The organism is Cobetia sp. PDI-23MA (assembly GCF_059507735.1).
Genome location: NZ_CM183352.1, coordinates 1 through 17,718 on the forward strand (window position 1 = coordinate 1; position 17,718 = coordinate 17,718).

The 17,718-nt window shown below is 62.2% G+C and carries 14 protein-coding genes; 7 read left to right on the forward strand and 7 right to left on the reverse strand.

Annotation, left to right across the window (positions count from 1 at the left end):
* The 4 genes from dnaA to gyrB all read left to right on the forward strand — a co-directional run bounded on the left by dnaA (position 1) and on the right by gyrB (position 6,435).
* Positions 1 to 1,488 carry a chromosomal replication initiator protein DnaA gene (dnaA, locus tag AC5WNJ_RS00005; protein WP_253063486.1) on the forward strand — a complete coding sequence of 496 codons (1,488 nt, stop codon included), beginning with the start codon at positions 1 to 3 and terminating at the stop codon, positions 1,486 to 1,488.
* A 145-nt stretch (positions 1,489 to 1,633) separates the two neighbouring features.
* A complete protein-coding gene (gene dnaN, locus AC5WNJ_RS00010) occupies positions 1,634 to 2,737 on the forward strand; it encodes a DNA polymerase III subunit beta (RefSeq protein ID WP_495930284.1) in 1,104 nt (367 codons plus the stop codon).
* A gap of 175 nt (positions 2,738 to 2,912) precedes the next feature.
* Entirely contained in the window at positions 2,913 to 3,998 is a 1,086-nt protein-coding gene (gene recF / locus AC5WNJ_RS00015; protein ID WP_495931070.1) for a DNA replication/repair protein RecF, read from the forward strand.
* Between the two features lie 19 nt (positions 3,999 to 4,017).
* The gene (gene gyrB, locus AC5WNJ_RS00020) at positions 4,018 to 6,435 is read left to right on the forward strand and encodes a DNA topoisomerase (ATP-hydrolyzing) subunit B (protein WP_495930286.1); all 2,418 of its coding nucleotides are present in this window, start codon (positions 4,018 to 4,020) and stop codon (positions 6,433 to 6,435) included.
* 153 nt (positions 6,436 to 6,588) lie between these two features.
* Here the strand turns inward: gyrB and AC5WNJ_RS00025 are convergent, their stop codons facing one another.
* From AC5WNJ_RS00025 to glyQ, 5 genes are all read right to left on the reverse strand, one after another.
* Positions 6,589 to 7,536 (reverse strand): alpha/beta fold hydrolase, encoded by a 948-nt coding sequence (locus AC5WNJ_RS00025; RefSeq protein ID WP_495930287.1) that lies wholly within the window; start codon positions 7,534 to 7,536, stop codon positions 6,589 to 6,591.
* A 124-nt stretch (positions 7,537 to 7,660) separates the two neighbouring features.
* A complete protein-coding gene (gene luxS / locus AC5WNJ_RS00030) occupies positions 7,661 to 8,173 on the reverse strand; it encodes an S-ribosylhomocysteine lyase (RefSeq protein ID WP_043331647.1) in 513 nt (170 codons plus the stop codon).
* Between the two features lie 137 nt (positions 8,174 to 8,310).
* On the reverse strand, positions 8,311 to 8,940 hold the full coding sequence (gmhB, locus tag AC5WNJ_RS00035) for a D-glycero-beta-D-manno-heptose 1,7-bisphosphate 7-phosphatase (protein WP_495930288.1): 630 nt from the start codon (positions 8,938 to 8,940) through the stop codon (positions 8,311 to 8,313).
* 376 nt (positions 8,941 to 9,316) lie between these two features.
* Entirely contained in the window at positions 9,317 to 11,386 is a 2,070-nt protein-coding gene (glyS, locus tag AC5WNJ_RS00040) for a glycine--tRNA ligase subunit beta (protein ID WP_495930289.1), read from the reverse strand.
* Positions 11,387 to 11,388: 2 nt separating this feature from the next.
* Positions 11,389 to 12,345, reverse strand: a complete 957-nt coding sequence (gene glyQ / locus AC5WNJ_RS00045; protein ID WP_107335756.1) for a glycine--tRNA ligase subunit alpha — start codon at positions 12,343 to 12,345, stop codon at positions 11,389 to 11,391.
* A gap of 169 nt (positions 12,346 to 12,514) precedes the next feature.
* Here glyQ and rfaD point away from each other — a divergent pair, with 169 nt between their 5' ends.
* From rfaD to AC5WNJ_RS00060, 3 genes are all read left to right on the forward strand, one after another.
* Entirely contained in the window at positions 12,515 to 13,471 is a 957-nt protein-coding gene (gene rfaD / locus AC5WNJ_RS00050; RefSeq protein WP_175088931.1) for an ADP-glyceromanno-heptose 6-epimerase, read from the forward strand.
* 146 nt (positions 13,472 to 13,617) lie between these two features.
* A complete protein-coding gene (gene waaF, locus AC5WNJ_RS00055) occupies positions 13,618 to 14,637 on the forward strand; it encodes a lipopolysaccharide heptosyltransferase II (RefSeq protein ID WP_495930290.1) in 1,020 nt (339 codons plus the stop codon).
* Entirely contained in the window at positions 14,634 to 15,551 is a 918-nt protein-coding gene (locus AC5WNJ_RS00060) for a hypothetical protein (RefSeq protein WP_495930291.1), read from the forward strand. Before waaF ends, AC5WNJ_RS00060 begins: the two co-directional genes overlap by 4 nt.
* A 140-nt stretch (positions 15,552 to 15,691) precedes the next feature.
* Here the strand turns inward: AC5WNJ_RS00060 and AC5WNJ_RS00065 are convergent, their stop codons facing one another.
* Positions 15,692 to 16,789 (reverse strand): glycosyltransferase family 4 protein, encoded by a 1,098-nt coding sequence (locus tag AC5WNJ_RS00065; protein WP_495930292.1) that lies wholly within the window; start codon positions 16,787 to 16,789, stop codon positions 15,692 to 15,694.
* Between the two features lie 38 nt (positions 16,790 to 16,827).
* Entirely contained in the window at positions 16,828 to 17,673 is an 846-nt protein-coding gene (locus tag AC5WNJ_RS00070; protein WP_495930294.1) for a glycosyltransferase family 2 protein, read from the reverse strand.
* Positions 17,674 to 17,718 lie beyond the last annotated feature (45 nt).

Consider the following 17,718-nt stretch of genomic DNA (forward strand, 5'->3'; position numbering starts at 1 on the left):
GTGTCGCTCGCACTTTGGCAACAATGTCTTGACGCCCTGCAAGACGAGCTGAATTCACAGCAGTTCAATACCTGGGTTCGTCCCCTGCAGGCCGAGGAAGGCGACAGCGGAGAGCTGTGCCTGCTCGCCCCCAACCGCTTCGTGCGTGATTGGGTCAATGACAAGTACCTCAAACGAATCCACGAGCTGCTGCGTGAGTTGGCACCGGGCAAGCCGCCCAAGGTCGAGCTGAGCGTCGGTAGCCGTCGGACCGTCTCGAACCCGCGTCCGGAAGGTGCGGCTGCGTCGCCGGTATCCGCCCAGGCGCCGGCGCCGGGTCAGATGCCGAGCCCGCGTGCCCCTTCCGTGCATACGCCACCGCGGGGCAATTTTGCGGAAGAGCGTGAGATGGCCGGCGATGGCGCCCAGGAACAGGTACCGCGTCGCAACACGCGCCAGGTGCAGGTAGAAGGTAGCCTCAAGCATTCCAGTGGCCTGAATCCGAACTTCACCTTCGAAACCTTTGTCGAAGGCAAGTCCAACCAGCTGGCTCGCGCGGCTTCGCGCCAGGTCTCCGAGAACCCCGGCGGCGCCTACAACCCGCTGTTCCTGTATGGCGGCGTGGGTCTGGGCAAGACTCACCTGATGCACGCGGTGGGCAATCATCTGGCCAAGCAGGGCGGCGAGAATGCCAAGGTGGTCTACCTGCACTCCGAGCGCTTCGTGGCGGACATGGTCAAGGCGCTGCAGCTCAATGCCATCAATGACTTCAAGCGTTTCTACCGTTCGGTGGATGCGCTGCTGATCGATGACATCCAGTTCTTCGCTGGCAAGGAGCGCTCCCAGGAGGAGTTCTTCCACACCTTCAATGCGTTGCTTGAGGGCGGGCAGCAGATGATCCTGACCTCGGACCGCTATCCGAAGGAGATCAATGGGGTCGAGGAGCGCCTCAAGTCGCGCTTCGGCTGGGGACTGACCGTCGCCATCGAGCCGCCGGAGCTCGAGACGCGCGTCGCGATCCTGATGAAGAAGGCCGATCAGGCCAAGGTCGATCTGCCTCACGATGCCGCCTTCTTCATCGCGCAGAAGATCCGCTCCAACGTGCGCGAGCTCGAGGGCGCCTTGAAGAAGGTCATCGCCGACTCCCACTTCATGGGGCGCGCGATCAATCAGGACTTCATCCGTGAATCCCTGAAGGACCTGCTGGCACTGCAGGACAAGCAGGTGGGTGTGGACAATATCCAGCGCACCGTGGCCGAGTACTACAAGATCAAGATTTCCGATCTTCACTCCAAGCGCCGCTCGCGCTCCGTCGCCCGTCCGCGTCAGGTCGCTATGGCGCTCGCCAAGGAGCTGACCAACCACAGCCTGCCTGAAATCGGCGATGCCTTCGGCGGGCGAGACCACACCACGGTACTGCATGCCTGTCGCAAGGTGGCCTCGCTGCGCGAAGAGAACGCCGATATCCGCGAGGACTACAAGAATCTGCTGCGTCTGTTGACCAGCTGATCGAATTGCAGCGGTAGGTCGGGTTGGAGACAATCACGCCATCGGCCTGCTGTGCTCCGGGCTTGCCTGTTGCGGCCCCGAATTTCTTTTGCGTGCGCGCTGCCTGTCAGCGAGCATTGCCCCGTTTCCAGAGAGTGGAGTCTCCATGAAATTTGCCATTTCGCGTGAAGCCCTGCTGCGCCCGCTGTCCCTGGTGGCGGGTGTCGTCGAGCGTCGCCAGACACTGCCGGTGCTGTCCAATGTGCTGCTTGAAGTGTCCGATCAGCAGCTGTCGCTGACCGGGACTGACCTTGAGGTCGAGCTGATCGGGCGCGTCGAGCCCAGCCGTGTCGACGAGCCGGGTTCCGCGACGGTACCGGCGCGCAAGCTGATGGATATCTGCAAGTCACTGCCCGAAGGCAGCGAGATCATTCTCGCGCTGGAAGAAGGCCGCGCCATTCTGCGCAGCGGCCGTTCACGCTTCACCCTGTCGACCTTGCCGGTGGCCGAGTTCCCGAACATCGATGATGGTCAGGGCGATATCACCGTCAGCCTGCCGCGCGGTACCCTCAAGCATCTGATCGACGCGACCTCCTTCGCGATGGCACAACAGGATGTGCGGTATTACCTCAACGGCATGCTGCTGGAACTGACCAGCAACCTGGTGCGTACCGTGGCGACCGATGGTCACCGCCTGGCCGTCTGCGAGCAGGCCGCTGACATCAGCGTGCCGGAAGCGCAGAAGCTGATCATCCCGCGCAAGGGTATCCTCGAGCTGACGCGCCTGCTCGACGGCAGCAACGAGCTGATGACATTGACGGTCAGCGGGACGCACGTGCGTGCCCAGACCGGCGACTTCACCTTCACCTCCAAGCTGGTGGACGGCAAGTTCCCGGATTACGAGCGCGTTGTCCCGCGTGGCGGTGACAAGGTCATCGTGGCTGAGCGTGCCGAGTTGCGTCAGGTACTGTCGCGTACCGCGATTCTCTCCAACGAGAAGTACCGTGGCGTGCGCCTCTATCTGGAGGCAGGCAACCTGCGCGTGCTGGCCAACAACCCCGAGCAGGAAGAGGCCGAAGAGAATATTGTCCTTGATTATCAAGGGGCTGGCCTCGAGATTGGCTTCAATGTCGGTTATCTGATCGATGTGCTGGGAGTGCTGGATGCCGATCGCGTGCAGTTGACGCTGTCCGATGCCAACAGCTCAGCGCTGCTGGAAGAGCCGGGCGGCGGCGATGCGCGCTACGTAGTGATGCCTATGCGCCTGTAATATCGTAATTGCTTTTAAATCAGTATCTTGAATCGTAATTGTGCCGCAATTGACGCGCGCAATCGCAGAATGAGCCTCGACAACACCCGCCATTTTCACTCCTGAATGGCGGGTGTTGTCGTATGTGAGCCCCGAAGGCGGCCATGGCTCTTTTTCTCTATCGAATGAGGCCGTCATGGCGCTTGAACGACTCCAATTCCAGAATCTGCGCAACCTGGCGACAGTCGATATGGCGCCGGGAAAAGGGGTGAATCTGGTCAGTGGTGCCAATGGCAGTGGCAAGTCGAGTCTGCTGGAAGGTATCCATGTGCTGGGGCTGGCGCGCTCTTTCCGCACGCACAAGCTCAAGCATGCCATTGCGCATGACACGGCAGGAATGACGCTGTTTGGCCGCCTGGCAGGCGATCCGCCGCGCCCCCTGGGGGTAAAACGTGATCAGGCCGCAGATGGGTTGGAGATGCGTCTGGATGGCGAGAGGGTCGAGCGGGTCGCCCAACTGGCTCAGGCCTTGCCGTTGCAGCTGATCAACCCTGATGCCTTCCGGTTGCTGGAGGGTTCGCCCTCTGCCCGACGTGAGTTCCTCGATTGGGGTGTGTTTCACGTGAAACACGACTTCTTCGACGTCTGGCGCCGCGTGCGTCGGGCGCTCAAACATCGGAACGCACTGCTCAGGCATGGTAAGATGGACGTTCAGGCACTTAACGTCTGGGATCGAGAGTTTGCTCACTGGAGCGAACGTCTTGATGCCCTGCGCATGGAATATATGCAGACGCTGGCACCTCTGTTTCAAGCCACGCTTGCCGAGCTGATTGATTTGCCCGAGCTGACTCTGCGCTATCAGCGCGGTTGGGATGCCAAGCGCCCTCTGGGCGACGTGCTGGCAGCAGGGCGCGACAGTGATAGCCATATGGGCTTTACCCAGACTGGCCCACAACGCGCCGACTTGCGTATTCGCCTGGGGCGACGCCCTGCAGTCGAGGTGTTGTCTCGCGGCCAGCAGAAGCTGGTGGTCAGCGCTCTCAAGCTGGCTCAGGGTCGCTTGCTCGAAGAAATGAACGGACGTACCTGTGTCTACCTGATCGACGATCTGCCGGCGGAACTGGATGGCGAGCATCGCCGTCTGTTCTGCCAGCTGTTGGCAGGCCTCGAGTGCCAGGTCTTCGTGACCTGCGTCGAACCCGAAACATTGGATCGGGTATGGTTGCCGAACACTGATGTCAGGATGTTTCACGTGGAACACGGGCGACTGCACACGGAATGATTTCACGACGGAGAAGCCAATGAGCGAACAGGCTTACGACTCATCAAGCATCAAGGTCCTCAAGGGTCTGGATGCCGTACGCAAGCGCCCCGGCATGTATATCGGTGATACCGATGACGGCACGGGGCTGCATCATATGGTGTTCGAGCTGGTGGATAACTCCATCGACGAGGCGCTGGCCGGTCACTGTAGCGAAGTCCGGGTCGTTATCCATGCCGACGAGTCAGTTTCCGTCAGCGACAACGGTCGTGGTGTGCCGACCGAGATCCATGAAGAGGAAGGCGTCAGCGCAGCGGAAGTCATCATGACCGTGCTGCACGCCGGCGGTAAGTTCGATGACAACTCCTACAAGGTCTCCGGCGGTCTGCACGGGGTAGGGGTCTCGGTCGTCAACGCGCTATCCGAAGAGCTCAAGCTGACCATCTGGCGTCAGGGCAATGTCCACGAGCAGATCTATCACCATGGCGAGCCGCAGTCGCCGCTGGCCATCGTGGGCCAGACCGAGAAGACCGGCACCCTGGTGCGCTTCAAGCCTTCCCCACAGACCTTTGCCAATATCGAATTCCATTACGATATTCTGGCCAAGCGTCTGCGGGAGCTGTCCTTCCTGAACTCTGGTGTCGCCATCCGTCTGATCGATGAGCGCTCCGCAAAGGAAGAGCTGTTCCATTATGAGGGCGGCCTCAAAGCCTTCGTTGACCATATCAACACCAACAAGGCGCCCTTGAATCCGGTGTTCCATTTCGAGATGGAGCGCGAGGATGGCATAGCCGTCGAAGTGGCGATGCAATGGAATGAAGGCTTCGCCGAGAACATCTTCTGCTACACCAACAATATTCCCCAGCGCGATGGCGGCACGCACCTGGCCGGTTTCCGTGCAGCATTGACGCGCACGCTCAATAGCTATATCGAGGCGGAAGGCCTGCTCAAGAAATCCAAGGTCGGCACGACCGGGGATGATGCCCGTGAAGGTTTGACCGCGATCATCTCGGTCAAGGTGCCGGACCCGAAGTTCTCCTCCCAGACCAAGGACAAGCTGGTCTCTTCCGAGGTCAAGACGGCGGTGGAGCAGGAAATGGGGCGTCTGTTCTCGGATTATCTGATCGAGAAGCCCAACGAAGCCAAGGCCATCGTCAACAAGATGCTGGATGCGGCTCGCGCACGTGAAGCCGCGCGCAAGGCTCGTGATATGACGCGGCGCAAGGGCGCGCTGGATATCGCCGGTCTGCCGGGCAAGCTTGCCGACTGCCAGGAGAAGGACCCGAGCCTCTCGGAACTTTACCTGGTCGAGGGTGATTCCGCTGGTGGCTCCGCCAAGCAGGGGCGTGATCGTCGCACTCAGGCGATCCTGCCGCTGAAGGGCAAGATCCTCAACGTCGAGAAGGCGCGCTTCGACAAGATGCTGTCGTCCGCCGAGGTCGGCACACTGATCACCGCATTGGGTTGTGGTATCGGTCGCGAGGAGTTCAACCCCGACAAGCTGCGCTATCACTCTGTCATCATCATGACGGATGCCGACGTCGATGGTTCGCACATCCGTACCTTGCTGCTGACCTTCTTCTTCCGTCAGATGCCGGAGCTGATCGAGCGCGGTCATATCTTCATTGCCCAGCCACCGCTCTACAAGATCAAGCGTGGCAAGCATGAGCAGTATCTGAAGGACGAGCAGGCGCTGCAGGACTATCTGACCGCCACGGCGCTGGACGGCGGCAAGCTGCACGTCAACGCCGATGCCCCGGGTATCGCCGGCGCTCAGCTGGAAGCACTGGTCAACCAGTATCGTGGCGTGATGAAGCGCATCGATCGTCTGGCGCGTGTCTACCCGTCTGCCGTGCTGCGCAAGATCGTGCACGCTCCGCATCTGGATGAGGCCGCTCTCACGGACAAGTCTCAGGTGCAAGGCTGGATCGACGGTCTCCAGAAGGAAATGGATGACCTGATCGCCTATGAGGGTGGCCCGCACTACAGCTTCACTCTCAGCCACGACAGCGAGCGCAATCTCTATCTCCCAGCAGTAACGCTGACGGCACATGGTGTCAGCAGCGATTACCTGTGGGATGTCGACTTCTTCAAGTCCGCCGACTACCGCGAGATGAGTGAGCTGGGCAACATGCTGGAAGGCCTGCTGGAGGCTGGCAGCTACGTCTCGCGCGGTGAGCGCAAGAAGGAAGTCGCCACCTTCTACGAAGCCCTCGACTGGCTGATGAAGGAAGCAGCACGTGGCTTCAGCATCCAGCGCTACAAGGGGCTGGGTGAGATGAACCCGGATCAGCTCTGGGAAACCACCATGGATCCGGAGTCCCGTCGCATGCTGCGTGTGACCGTCGAGGATGCGATCGGTGCCGATCAGATGTTCAACACCCTGATGGGTGACGAAGTCGAACCGCGCCGTGACTTCATCGAGCGCTTCGCGCTGGTGGCCAATCTCGACGTCTGATGGCGTTGAGCTAGCGTTTGGCGGATGTCTTGCCAAGTCAAGCCAGAAAAACGGCCCCTGATCGAAGATCAGGGGCCGTTTTTGCATGTGCGTGTTGCCGCAGTCTAGAGCAAGGACAACAGCGAGGGGCTCGGTCACGACCGTGGGGCAGTCTCAGCCGAGCGTGTCGTCCTGATCGGTGCGCTGCTCGCCCAGCCAGGCGGTGATCCGCTCTGCCGTGATAAAGGCTGTCGCAAGCCCCAGGTGATCGATCGTCTCGAGGATTTCCACCTGCGCCACGGAATGGTGGGGTTGCAGACATTGAGCAAGGCGCTCGGCATGAAACGCCTCGTCATGCTCGCCGATCAGCGCCAGCACTGGCAGCTGACGATGGGCGAGCGCCTTGAGGTCACCTTGGTAGTCGCGAGGATTGAGGCCCGTCATCAAGCGCCACGAGTAGGCGTCGGTGGTATGTGCATCGCGGTACTCTGGCGGGATATTGAAGCCAAGCACCTCAATATGATCCAGGCGATGGATGCCGAGCCGGTTCAGCAGCGCGCAGGCCAGCATCCGCGCGAGGCGTGGCTGTGCCCAGCGCGAATCACAGCGCATGTTGGGCGCGAGATGATGCAGGTACGGTGCCAGCAGTATGACGCCGTGCAGCGGAATGTTGGCACGCTGGCGCTGGCAGACAGCGGCCGAGAAGCGCAGTGCCAGGCCGCCCCCGGCAGAGTGGCCAGCGACAATGACTCTGGCATCGGCTGGTAGCTCTAGCGACAGGATCAGGTCCTCGAGATCCTCCTCGAGCTGGAGCAGGTGGTCGATGTCGCCACGTCGCTGCGGAGCTGGGCCGTGGCCGCGCAAGTCTGGCGTATGCACATGATGACCAGCCTCAGCCAGGCGCGTTGCCAGCGATGCGAGATAACGGCTGTCAGCACTGGAGCCATGCAGCAGGATGAGGTGTGAGCGGCTCCCTGACATGCCTGTTGCGGGATAATGGCGACAGCCCAGGCGGCTGTCATCGCGGCAGCGGTAGGGGACGAGTTCATTCGGCGCTGACCACGTTTCCTTGTCTGCCAGGAAGGTCGTGAAATCAAAGGCATGGCGGCTGGAATCTGGCATTGGCTACACTCGCTCGGATGTCGCGTCATGAAAAAGCCCGCTATCTGATCCGGTCAGATAGCGGGCTTTTTCGTTCAAGTGCTCGGCGCACTCGACAGGCTGATCAAGCCCCGTGCCTCAAGGCTCAGTGCGCCTGATTGAGGAAGCCTTCATCCAGCTTCAGCTCGTCATTGCGGTTGACGCCGATATCGCGGGACAGGATGTTGCTGGCGATCTGCTTGGCTTCTTCCAGAGAGTGCATCTGTGCGGTGCCGCACTGATAGACGTTGAGCTCCGGAATCTCTTCCTGACGCGCCACGTTGAGCACGTCCTGCATGGCAGCAGACCAGGCAGCGGCAACGCGAGCTTCTTCCGGTTCACCGATCAGGCTCATGTAGAAACCGGTACGGCAACCCATCGGTGAGATATCGATGATCTCGACATCATCACCGTTGAGGTGCTCGCGCATGAAGCCGGCGAACAGGTGCTCGAGGGTGTGAATGCCCTTCTCGGAGAGAATCTCTTCATTCGGCACGCAGAAGCGCAGGTCGAAGACGGTGATGTTGTCGCCTTTCGGGGTGCCCATCTTCTTGGCCACGCGCACGGCGGGCGCCTTCATGATGGTGTGATCGACAGTGAAGCTATCCAGCAGTGGCATGTGAAGCCTCCAGCATGAGGAAGTGAGACAGGCAGGCAGTTGCCCGCCCGGATTCATGTCTGAAGGGTAGCATATCGCCGCTGTTGATTAGAGAGGCAAGCGCGCCGTGCGCAGGGTTCTCGCCGGGCAGGCGCGCCTCACAGATAGCTTTCGGCAGCGGCTTCACAGCTCACGCAGCGGCGCTGGGACTTTCCCGGCTCACCATCCGACATGGGGTGGTTGAGCTCACCATCGAGCAGGCGGTTGGTGAAGTCGGCCAGGTTGGCCACTACCAGCACGTCCTTGAGCCCCTCGCCATCTGCCAGCGTCTTCTGGCCCTTGCCGGTCATCACCAGCGCGGCGCGACAGCCGGCCTTCTGGCCCGCGACGAGGTCACGCAGGCTGTCGCCCAGCATCCAGGCTCCTTCAAAGTCGGGAATCTGCAGGGCATCCTGGATCTGGTGGAGCAGGCCGGGTTCGGGCTTGCGGCAATCGCAGCCGTCGTCCGGGCCATGTGGGCAGTAGGCAATGTGAGCGATATCGCCACCGGCTTCCTTCACCAGCTGCATCATCTTGGTGTGCATCTGGTCCAGTTCGCGGTGGCCGAAATGGCCACGGGCGATGCCGGACTGATTGGTCGCCACGGCCACGGTGTAGCCAGCGCGGGTCAGACGGGCGATGGCCTGGATGGAAGTGGGGTATTCGATCCACTCCTCGGCGTTCTTGACGAAGGCATCTGAGTCTTCATTGATGACACCATCACGGTCGAGCACGATCAGTTTTTGCATGGTCAACTCTTCACTTCAGGGCAGTCAGGGGCGTCAGCCGGGCTGCTTGTCAGGGGTCGCCGCTTTGCCTGGGAAATTGTGAGCCGAGTCACAAGATGACGCTCGCACGTGGGGATGGGCAAATGGCGCCGAGTGCTCGAAGTGCGTGGTGCGACAGGCTGCCGCGCTTTTCGAACACTGTTTCTATACTGGAATACTAGTGCGACCTAGGTAGGGGATCAAGGCAGAAATTGTGACATCGCTGCCGTGTTGCGTGAAATCCTGTCACGCAACACGGCATTTCAGGACCCCGGATACAAAAGAACCCCGCCGTGGCGGGGTTCTTTTGCAGAGGCTGCGGTTCAACGATGTCAGGGACAGCGTGGATCGGCAGATCTCATTGGGTCAGCAGACTGATGTCGGCCACACCCATGAACAGGCCTTGCAGACTCGCCAGCATCGCCAGACGATTGGCACGCACGGCGTCATCGTCGGCGTTGACCATCACCTGATCGAAGAAGGCATCGACCGGCTCGCGCAGGCTGGCCAGTGCATCGAGGGCCTCCTGGTAGCGCGCCGCAGCGAACAGTGGTGCCACTTCCGCGCCACGTGCCGTCAGGGCGTCTGCCAGTGCCTGCTCGGCCGGCTCGCTCAACAGGCTCGCATCCACCTCGGTACGACCATCGTGCTCGGCCTTGGCGAGGATGTTGGAGACGCGCTTGTTGGCTGCCGCCAGAGCAGCGGCTTCCGGGCGTTCGCCGAAGGCGTGCACGGCACGCAGACGCCGTGCGAAGTCCAGCGGGTTGCTGATCTTCAGGGTACGCACGGCCAGGTACAGCTCGGCCCCCATGCCTTCGTCGTTGGCCCAGGCGCGGAAGCGATCGAGCATGTACTCGAGCACGTCCTCGGCCAGCCCTTCGGCCTTGGGCAGATCACGATGCTGCGCGGCGCTGACGCTCAGCAGCTCGCGCAGATCGAGGTCCAGCTCACCCTTGATCAGGATGTTGAGCACCCCGATGGTGGCGCGACGCAGCGCGAACGGGTCCTTGGCGCCGGTCGGACGCTGACCGATACCGAAGATGCCGGTCAGGGTGTCGAGACGGTCGGCCAGGGCAATCGCCATGCCGGCCTTGGTCGTGGGGATCGCATCGCCGGCGAAGCGCGGCAGATACTGTTCTTCCAGCGCGAGAGCGACGGTGGCATCTTCGCCATCGTGACGGGCGTAGTAGTGGCCCATGATGCCCTGCAGTTCCGGGAACTCCAGCACCATCTCGGTGACCAGGTCGGTCTTGGCCAGCTGTGCGGCACGTGCGGCGTGGTCGACATCAGCGCCGATGCGTTCCGCGATGTGGCGTGCCACGGCTTCGCTGCGACGGGCCTTCTCGGCCATGCTGCCCAGCTTCTGCTGGAAGACGACGCTCTCGAGCTTCTCGCGACGCGATTCCAGCGTGCTGCGCAGGTCGGTCTCGTAGAAGAAGGCGGCGTCGCCCAGACGCGGACGAATCACCTTCTCGTTACCGGAGATGACCTGTTGCGGGTCCTTGCTCTCGATATTGGAGATGGTGATGAAGGCCGGCTTGAGCTTGCCGTCGTTGTCCAGCAGGTGGAAGTACTTCTGATTGGCCTTCATGGAGGAGATCAGACACTCCGCCGGCACTTCCAGGAAGCGCTCGTCGAAGGTACCCGTCAGTGCCACCGGCCATTCCACGAGGCCGTTGACCTCGTTGAGCAGGGCCTCCTCGATGACGGCGTTGGCACCATAGACTTCCGCCTCGGCCTGGACCTGTTCGCGGATACGCTCACGACGCACCTCACGGTTGGCCAGCACGCGGGCGCCTTCCAGCGCGTCGAGGTAGTCCTCGGCGTGCGCCAGCGTGATGGCCTGCGGCGCATGGAAGCGGTGACCGAAAGTGGTACGACCGGAGTCGAGGCCGAGCACGCTGGCCTCGATCACTTCGCTGCCGTAGAGCGCGACCAGCCAATGCACCGGACGCGAGAACTCGATGCGTGAGGCACCCCAACGCATGTTCTTCGGCACCGGCAGGCGAGCCACGACCTGCTCCAGCATGGCCGGCAGCAGGGCAGAGAGATGCTCGCCCGGCTGGGTGTGACGATAGCCGAGCCAGGTGCCCTTGTCGGTTTCCAGCTCGATCAGGTCACTGACTTCGACCCCGCAGGAGCGGGCGAAGCCCTGCACCGCGCGAGTCGGTTCGCCATCCTTGAAGGCGGCGGCCTTGGCCGGTCCGCGCTTCTCGATCTCGCGGTCCGGCTGGCGCTCGGCCAGGGATTCGATCATCACCGCCAGACGACGCGGTGTGGCGTAGGCACGTACCTGACCGAAGGCGACTTCGGCGTCGCGCAGGCCATCGGCGAGGCCGTTGGCGAGGCTGTCAGCGAGTGCGTCGATGGCGCCCGGCGGCAGTTCCTCGCAGCCCAGTTCGATCAGCAGGGTATTCACGGAGGCCATGCTTACGCGTCTCCCTCGGTAGTGGTGTCATCGGCGGCGAGCAGCTCATCACGCAACGCCTGCGGGGCCAGCGGGAAGCCAGCAGCCTTGCGCGAATCGTAATAGGCGTGGGCCACATCACGGGCGAGAGTGCGCACGCGCAGGATGTAGCGCTGACGCTCGGTGACGGAGATGGCGTGGCGCGCATCCAGCAGGTTGAAGGTATGTGATGCCTTCAGTACCTGCTCGTAGGCCGGCAGCGGCAGGTTGGCGGTCAGCAGCTTCTGGCACTCGCTCTCGCAGTGATCGAAGGCAGCGAACAGCTCCGGCACGGCGGCGTGCTCGAAGTTGTAGGCCGACTGCTCCTTCTCGTTCTGCAGGAAGACGTCGCCATAGGTCACGACGGAGCCGTCCGGCGCAGTGGTCCAGATCAGGTCGTAGACGCTGTCCACGTCCTGCAGGTACATCGCGATGCGCTCGAGGCCGTAGGTCAGCTCGCCGGTGACCGGGAAGCATTCGATGCCACCTGCCTGCTGGAAGTAGGTGAACTGGGTCACTTCCATACCGTTGAGCCACATTTCCCAGCCGAGGCCCCAGGCGCCCAGCGTCGGAGATTCCCAGTTGTCCTCGACGAAACGGATGTCGTGGACCAGCGGGTCGATGCCCAGACGCTCCAGCGAGCCCAGATAGAGCTCCTGCAGGTTGGCCGGTGACGGCTTCATCACCACCTGGAACTGATAATAGTGCTGCAGGCGATTGGGGTTTTCGCCGTAGCGGCCGTCGGTGGGACGGCGGGAAGGCTGCACGTAGGCAGCGTTCCAGGTTTCAGGACCGATGGAGCGCAGGAAGGTCGCCGGGTGGAAAGTCCCCGCGCCAACCTCCATATCCAATGGTTGCAGGATGATGCAACCCTGTTCGGCCCAGTATTGCTGCAGGGCCAGAATCAGGCCCTGGAAGGTTTTCACGTCTGGCTGTGTCATTGGTGAAGCCCGTTGGCCCATGAATTCGAGAACTGCCGAGTATACAATCCCCGCTTATCGGGTTATAGGCCGCAGACGAAACCGAGTGCGTGCCATTTCCAAATTCTGATGTGTCGCGTTCCCGAACGCGCGCGTTGCCTACAAGCCTCTAGAGGCTCTGGGAGCTCAAATGATCGTCGTTACCGGAGGCGCCGGCTTCATCGGTGCCAATATCGTCAAGGCACTCAACGACCGCGGCCGTACCGATATCCTGGTGGTGGATGACCTGAGTGACGGCACCAAGTTCGTCAATCTGGCGGACCTGACCATCGCCGATTACCTCGACAAGGACGACTTCCTGATTCGTGTCCAGTCGAGCCTGATGGGCGAGTATGCCGAGTTGCCGAAGATCGAGGCGATCTTCCATGAAGGTGCCTGCTCGGACACCACCGAGTGGGACGGCCAGTTCATGCTCGAGAACAACTTCGAGTACTCCAAGGTGCTGCTCAACTTCTGCGAAGCGAACCGGATTCCCTTCCTCTACGCGAGCTCCGCGGCGACCTACGGCGACAGCCAGGTCTTCAAGGAAACGCCGGAGTTCGAAGGTCCGCTCAACGTCTACGGCTACTCCAAGCTGCTGTTCGATCAGCACGTGCGCCAGCGCTGGGACAGCCTGACCACCCAGGTCGTCGGCTTCCGCTATTTCAATGTCTACGGCCCGCGTGAGCAGCACAAGGGCAAGATGGCCAGCGTTGCCTATCACCATCACACCCAGGTGAAGGCGGGCGAGAACCCCAAGCTGTTCGGTGCCTACGATGGCTTTGAAGCCGGCATGCAGAGCCGTGACTTCGTCTATGTCGGTGATGTGGTCGACGTGAACCTGTGGTTCCTCGACCACCCGGAAGCCTCCGGCATCTTCAACCTGGGTACCGGTCGCGCCGAGCCGTTCAAGGCGATCGCCGAGACCGTCATCGAGTATTACGAGAAGGGCGAGATCGAGTACATCGACTTCCCGGAAAACCTCAAGGGCCGCTACCAGAGCTTCACGCGTGCCGACATCGGCAAGCTGCGCAAGGCCGGCTGCAACGTCGAATTCAAGACCGTTGCCCAGGGCACCCGCGCCTATCTCGAATGGCTGAATCGCTGAGTCTAAGCGCGTGTGACTGAGTACGTGTGGACTGAGCACGTGTGGACTGAGCGCGTGTGGACTGAGGGTGAGCGCCTGCCTCGCAAGGGCGATGGGGCAGGGCAAGCGCACCCGCAAGGAGGATTGGCCGTGAAGAGGAGCAAGGCATGAGTGAGCGCATTCTGGTGGTCGGGCCCAGCTGGGTCGGCGACATGGTGATGGCGCAGAGCCTGTTCATGACGCTGAAGCAGCGCTCGCCCGGCTGCCGGATCAGTGTGCTGGCGCCCGCCTGGTCGCAGCCGATCATCGAGCGCATGCCCGAGGTCGAGGAGGCACTGGCGTTGCCGGCGGGGCATGGTGACTTCGCCCTCAAGGCGCGCTGGCAGCTCGGGCGTTCGCTGCGTGGACGCTTCGACCGCGCCATCGTGTTGCCGCGCTCGTGGAAGTCAGCGCTGGTACCGTTCTTCGCGCGCATTCCGGTGCGGGTCGGCTTCACCGGTGAGCAGCGCTACGGCCTGCTCACCGAGTGCCGCAGGCTCGACAAGTCGGTGCTCGATCAGACCGTCAAGCGCTTCACGTCACTGGGCCTGCCCGTTGAGGAGGCCAATCCGCCAGTGGGCATCCCGGAGCCCGCTCTGGTCACCGACAGCGCCAATCAGCGGCGTCTACGCGATGAGCTTGGTCTGGTAGCGCCGCCGGCGCCCATCATCGGCATGATGCCCGGGGCGGAATATGGCCCGGCCAAGCAGTGGCCGCTGGCGCACTTTCGCGCGCTTGCCGAGTCATTGATCCGCCAGGGGGCCGAGGTGCGCATCTTCGGTGGCCCCAAGGATGTCGCGGCGGGGGAGGAGATCGCTCAAGGGCTTGCGGGCGTTCACAACCTGTGTGGCAAGACGCGGCTGGCGGATGCGGTGGATCTGATCGCCGAGTGTCGGGAAGTAGTCAGCAATGACTCCGGCCTGATGCATGTGGCGGCCGCGGTAGGGGCCCGTATCCAGGGCATCTACGGTTCCTCGTCGCCGCATTACACGCCGCCGCTGACGGCCAATCGCGAGATCCACTGGCTGGCGCTGGAGTGTTCCCCCTGCTTCAAGCGCGTCTGCCCGCTGGGGCATACCAACTGTCTGAATCATATTGCTCCCGAGCGACTGTTGACGGCGATCTCGCTGGATGAGGATGCGCGGTGAACCTGCCGAGAAACCGCACGACGGATGATCTGATCCACCCGCGCATGCGCGGGGCCATGCAGCGTGCTCAGCGGATAGAGGCGCTGCGTGCCTGGTGCGAGCACCACCTGATACTGCCGTTCAGTCGTTGCTGGTTGATGCGCTGGAAGCGCCAGCGTGCACGCCATCAGTCCCTTGAGCGCCGTGGCCTGCCGCGTCATGCGCTGGAAGACGTGATGGGGCAGGAGGCGCTGACGGTCTGGGTCAATCCGCGGGAGCTGGTGCGCGACGTCAACTTCGGGCGTGACAAGCGCAAGCGGCCATCCTCCAACGCCTTCATCTGGGACGGCGATTGGGACCTGCGGCGTGGTGCCTTCCGCTTCGGTTCACGCTCGCGGCTGATGCGGGACCTGATCGAGCATGGCGATGACCTGACGGTGACGGAGCGTTATCAGCACTTGAAGGCCTTGCTGGAGGCGGGCAAGCCGTGGTCGTCACCGCGTGATGGACTGTTGATGGACAGCGAGGAGCAGATTCTCGGCTATCTGCGCTGTTATCGCGGCTATCTGCAGGACATGGCCAGCAATGGCTTTCGTCAGGGCATCACCAAGGACGAGATGGGCGTCGCGGTGACGCGCGATGGCCGTCTGCTCAAGATCAATCGTGGCCTGCATCGTCTGGCGATGGCGCAACAGGTCGGTGTGCCTCGCGTGCCTGTCGTCATCAAGGCGGTACATCGTGAGTTCTGGGACAGGGTGACCGCCGGCGCCGAAGGCGATGAGGCCCTGCAGCGGCTGCAGGCTGCGCTGCAAGAGTGTCGCCCCGAAAGCGAACCCGGCCCGCTGGATCCCAGAACCTATCCCGTGCTGGGAGTGGATGAGGGTTGGCCCGATCTGCGTGGCCTGGAGGACGGGGATTCGCGCTTGAGTCGCTAACCTGCTGTTTATAAAAATGAAAAAAGCCCTGTTTCATTGTGATGTTTCACATGAAACAGGGCTTTTTTCGTTCTTTAGCCGAGCGATAGGTACCTGGACGATAGGTGCTTGTGGGCCAAGTGTCTGAGATGAAAAGCGGTCTAGCGTGCCAGCCGCTGATAAAGCCCCAGATAGGCCTCGCCCATGGCGCTGGGAGTGAAGCGTGCCAGATGCGCACGCGCCCCCGCGACCAGCCGCTCCCGACGTGGCGCATCAGCGACGAGTGCCACGATGGCGGCAGCCAGTGCCTGTGCATCGCCGCTGGGCACCAGCACGCCGGTGCTGTCGTCATGCACGATATCGGGGATGCCATCCACATCGCTTGCGATGATCGGGACGCCGTGGTCCATCACGTCGAGCAGAATCGAGCCGAGCCCCTCGTTGCGTGACGGAAAGGCGAACAGATCGAAGGCTTCCAGATAGTCGCCGACATTGGTGTGGAAGCCTTCCCAGAGCAGATTGTCGAGATCGACGCTCTCTGCCTTGAAGGCCGCTTCGTCCTCGCCGGCGCCCAGGCAGACGAACAGCAGCTGCGGGTGACTGTCGCGCAGTCTGCGGGCCGCCTCGATCAGCACTCGTTGGCCCTTGTGGCGGTCCACCAAGGCGCCGACATGCCCGATGACGAAGCGACCTCCTGTGGGCGTATGGCCGAAGCGCTCACGTAATCGGGACACTGTCTCGGCATCGCTGGGCAAGTGGGCGAGGGTGCTGGGAATCAACGCCGTCTCCCCCCATTGGCGCTCGCGCAGGTGAGATTCGATTACCGACGAGATCGCCACCCGGCAGGCGGCCGCGCGATAGGTCAGGCGATTGAAGGGCTTGTCCTTCACCGGCTGGGGCACCCGGCGTGTCAGCAGGTAGGGCGTGCCGGTGAGGCGCTGATGCAGCCATGCCCAGTGCACGGCCTTGGCTTCATGAGCATGCACGATATCGGCGCGTGGCTGACCGAGATGGCCCCTGAAGCGTCCGCTGATCTCGATCACGTCTACCGTGACAGCCAGCTCGAGCGCCGCCAGTTCGCGGATCAAGGGCGACCCTTGCAAACACACCAGTGACTGGCGGATCGGCGCGCCGGCTTCGCCGTTCTCCCTCGGGCTTGCGCGTCGCGCCAGGTCTGCGATCAGATTGAGTGTCTGGCGCTCACCGCCGCGAAAGCCACGTGCCAGATTGACGTGGCGTACATGAAGCGGGCGCGTCATACCTCGCGCGGCAGTCGGCTCACGGCTAGAGGTCATGGTCACCATACCTTGTTGAAATCTTCGGCCTCACGCACCTTGGCGTCGCGCTGGAATTCCAGCAGCTTGGCGTATTTCAGGTAGGCATTGACGCTGGCCGACAGCGCCACCGAGAAGCCATCGACGCCATCACGGAAGCCGGCCTGGAAGACGAACTTGCGCATGAAGGCATTGCTGGCATGCAGGAAGGGCGTGAAGGCGTTGGCGCGTTTTCCCTTCTGATACATGATCTTGGCGGCGCGGTTCGAGAAACGGCCACTGGCCTTGACGAACAGCTCACCGAGATTGGCGAAGCTGTAATGCTCAAGATCGGCGTCCAGTTCACAGGGATGGTTGGCCTGCACCGAGCTGTGCTGACGCGAATCGCGGAAGGCGAGTTTCTCGCGGTCATACAGGCGCAGGCAGTAATCGGGGTACCAGCCGGCATGGCGCACCCAGCGCGAGCCGATGAAGTTGCGACGGCGCAGCGCGAAGCCGTCGTGGGGCGTGCTGTCGAGTGCCAGTTCGCGGATGGCGCTGACGGCACCGTCGGTCAGGCGCTCATCGGCATCCAGTGACAGCACCCAGCGGTGACTGGCATGGCTCGGCCCGACATTCTTCTGCGGCCCGTCGCCCAGGTAGGGTTGATCGATCACCACGGCACCCATGTTGCGCGCCAGTTCGCAGGTGGCATCGGTGGAGCCGGAATCGACCACGATCAGCTCCTCGCAGACCTGGCCCAGCGAGCGCAGGCAGTCCTCGATGTTGTGGGCTTCATTGAGGGTGATGACACAGCCGGTGATGGGTACGGCAGTGCGCAGCTCGCCATCGGGTGAAGGGGCGGCCGAGGCCTCGTCGCTCGTGTTCATGACGGTCTCTGTCTTGAGAGCGCCTGCAATACGACGGGGCGTGGC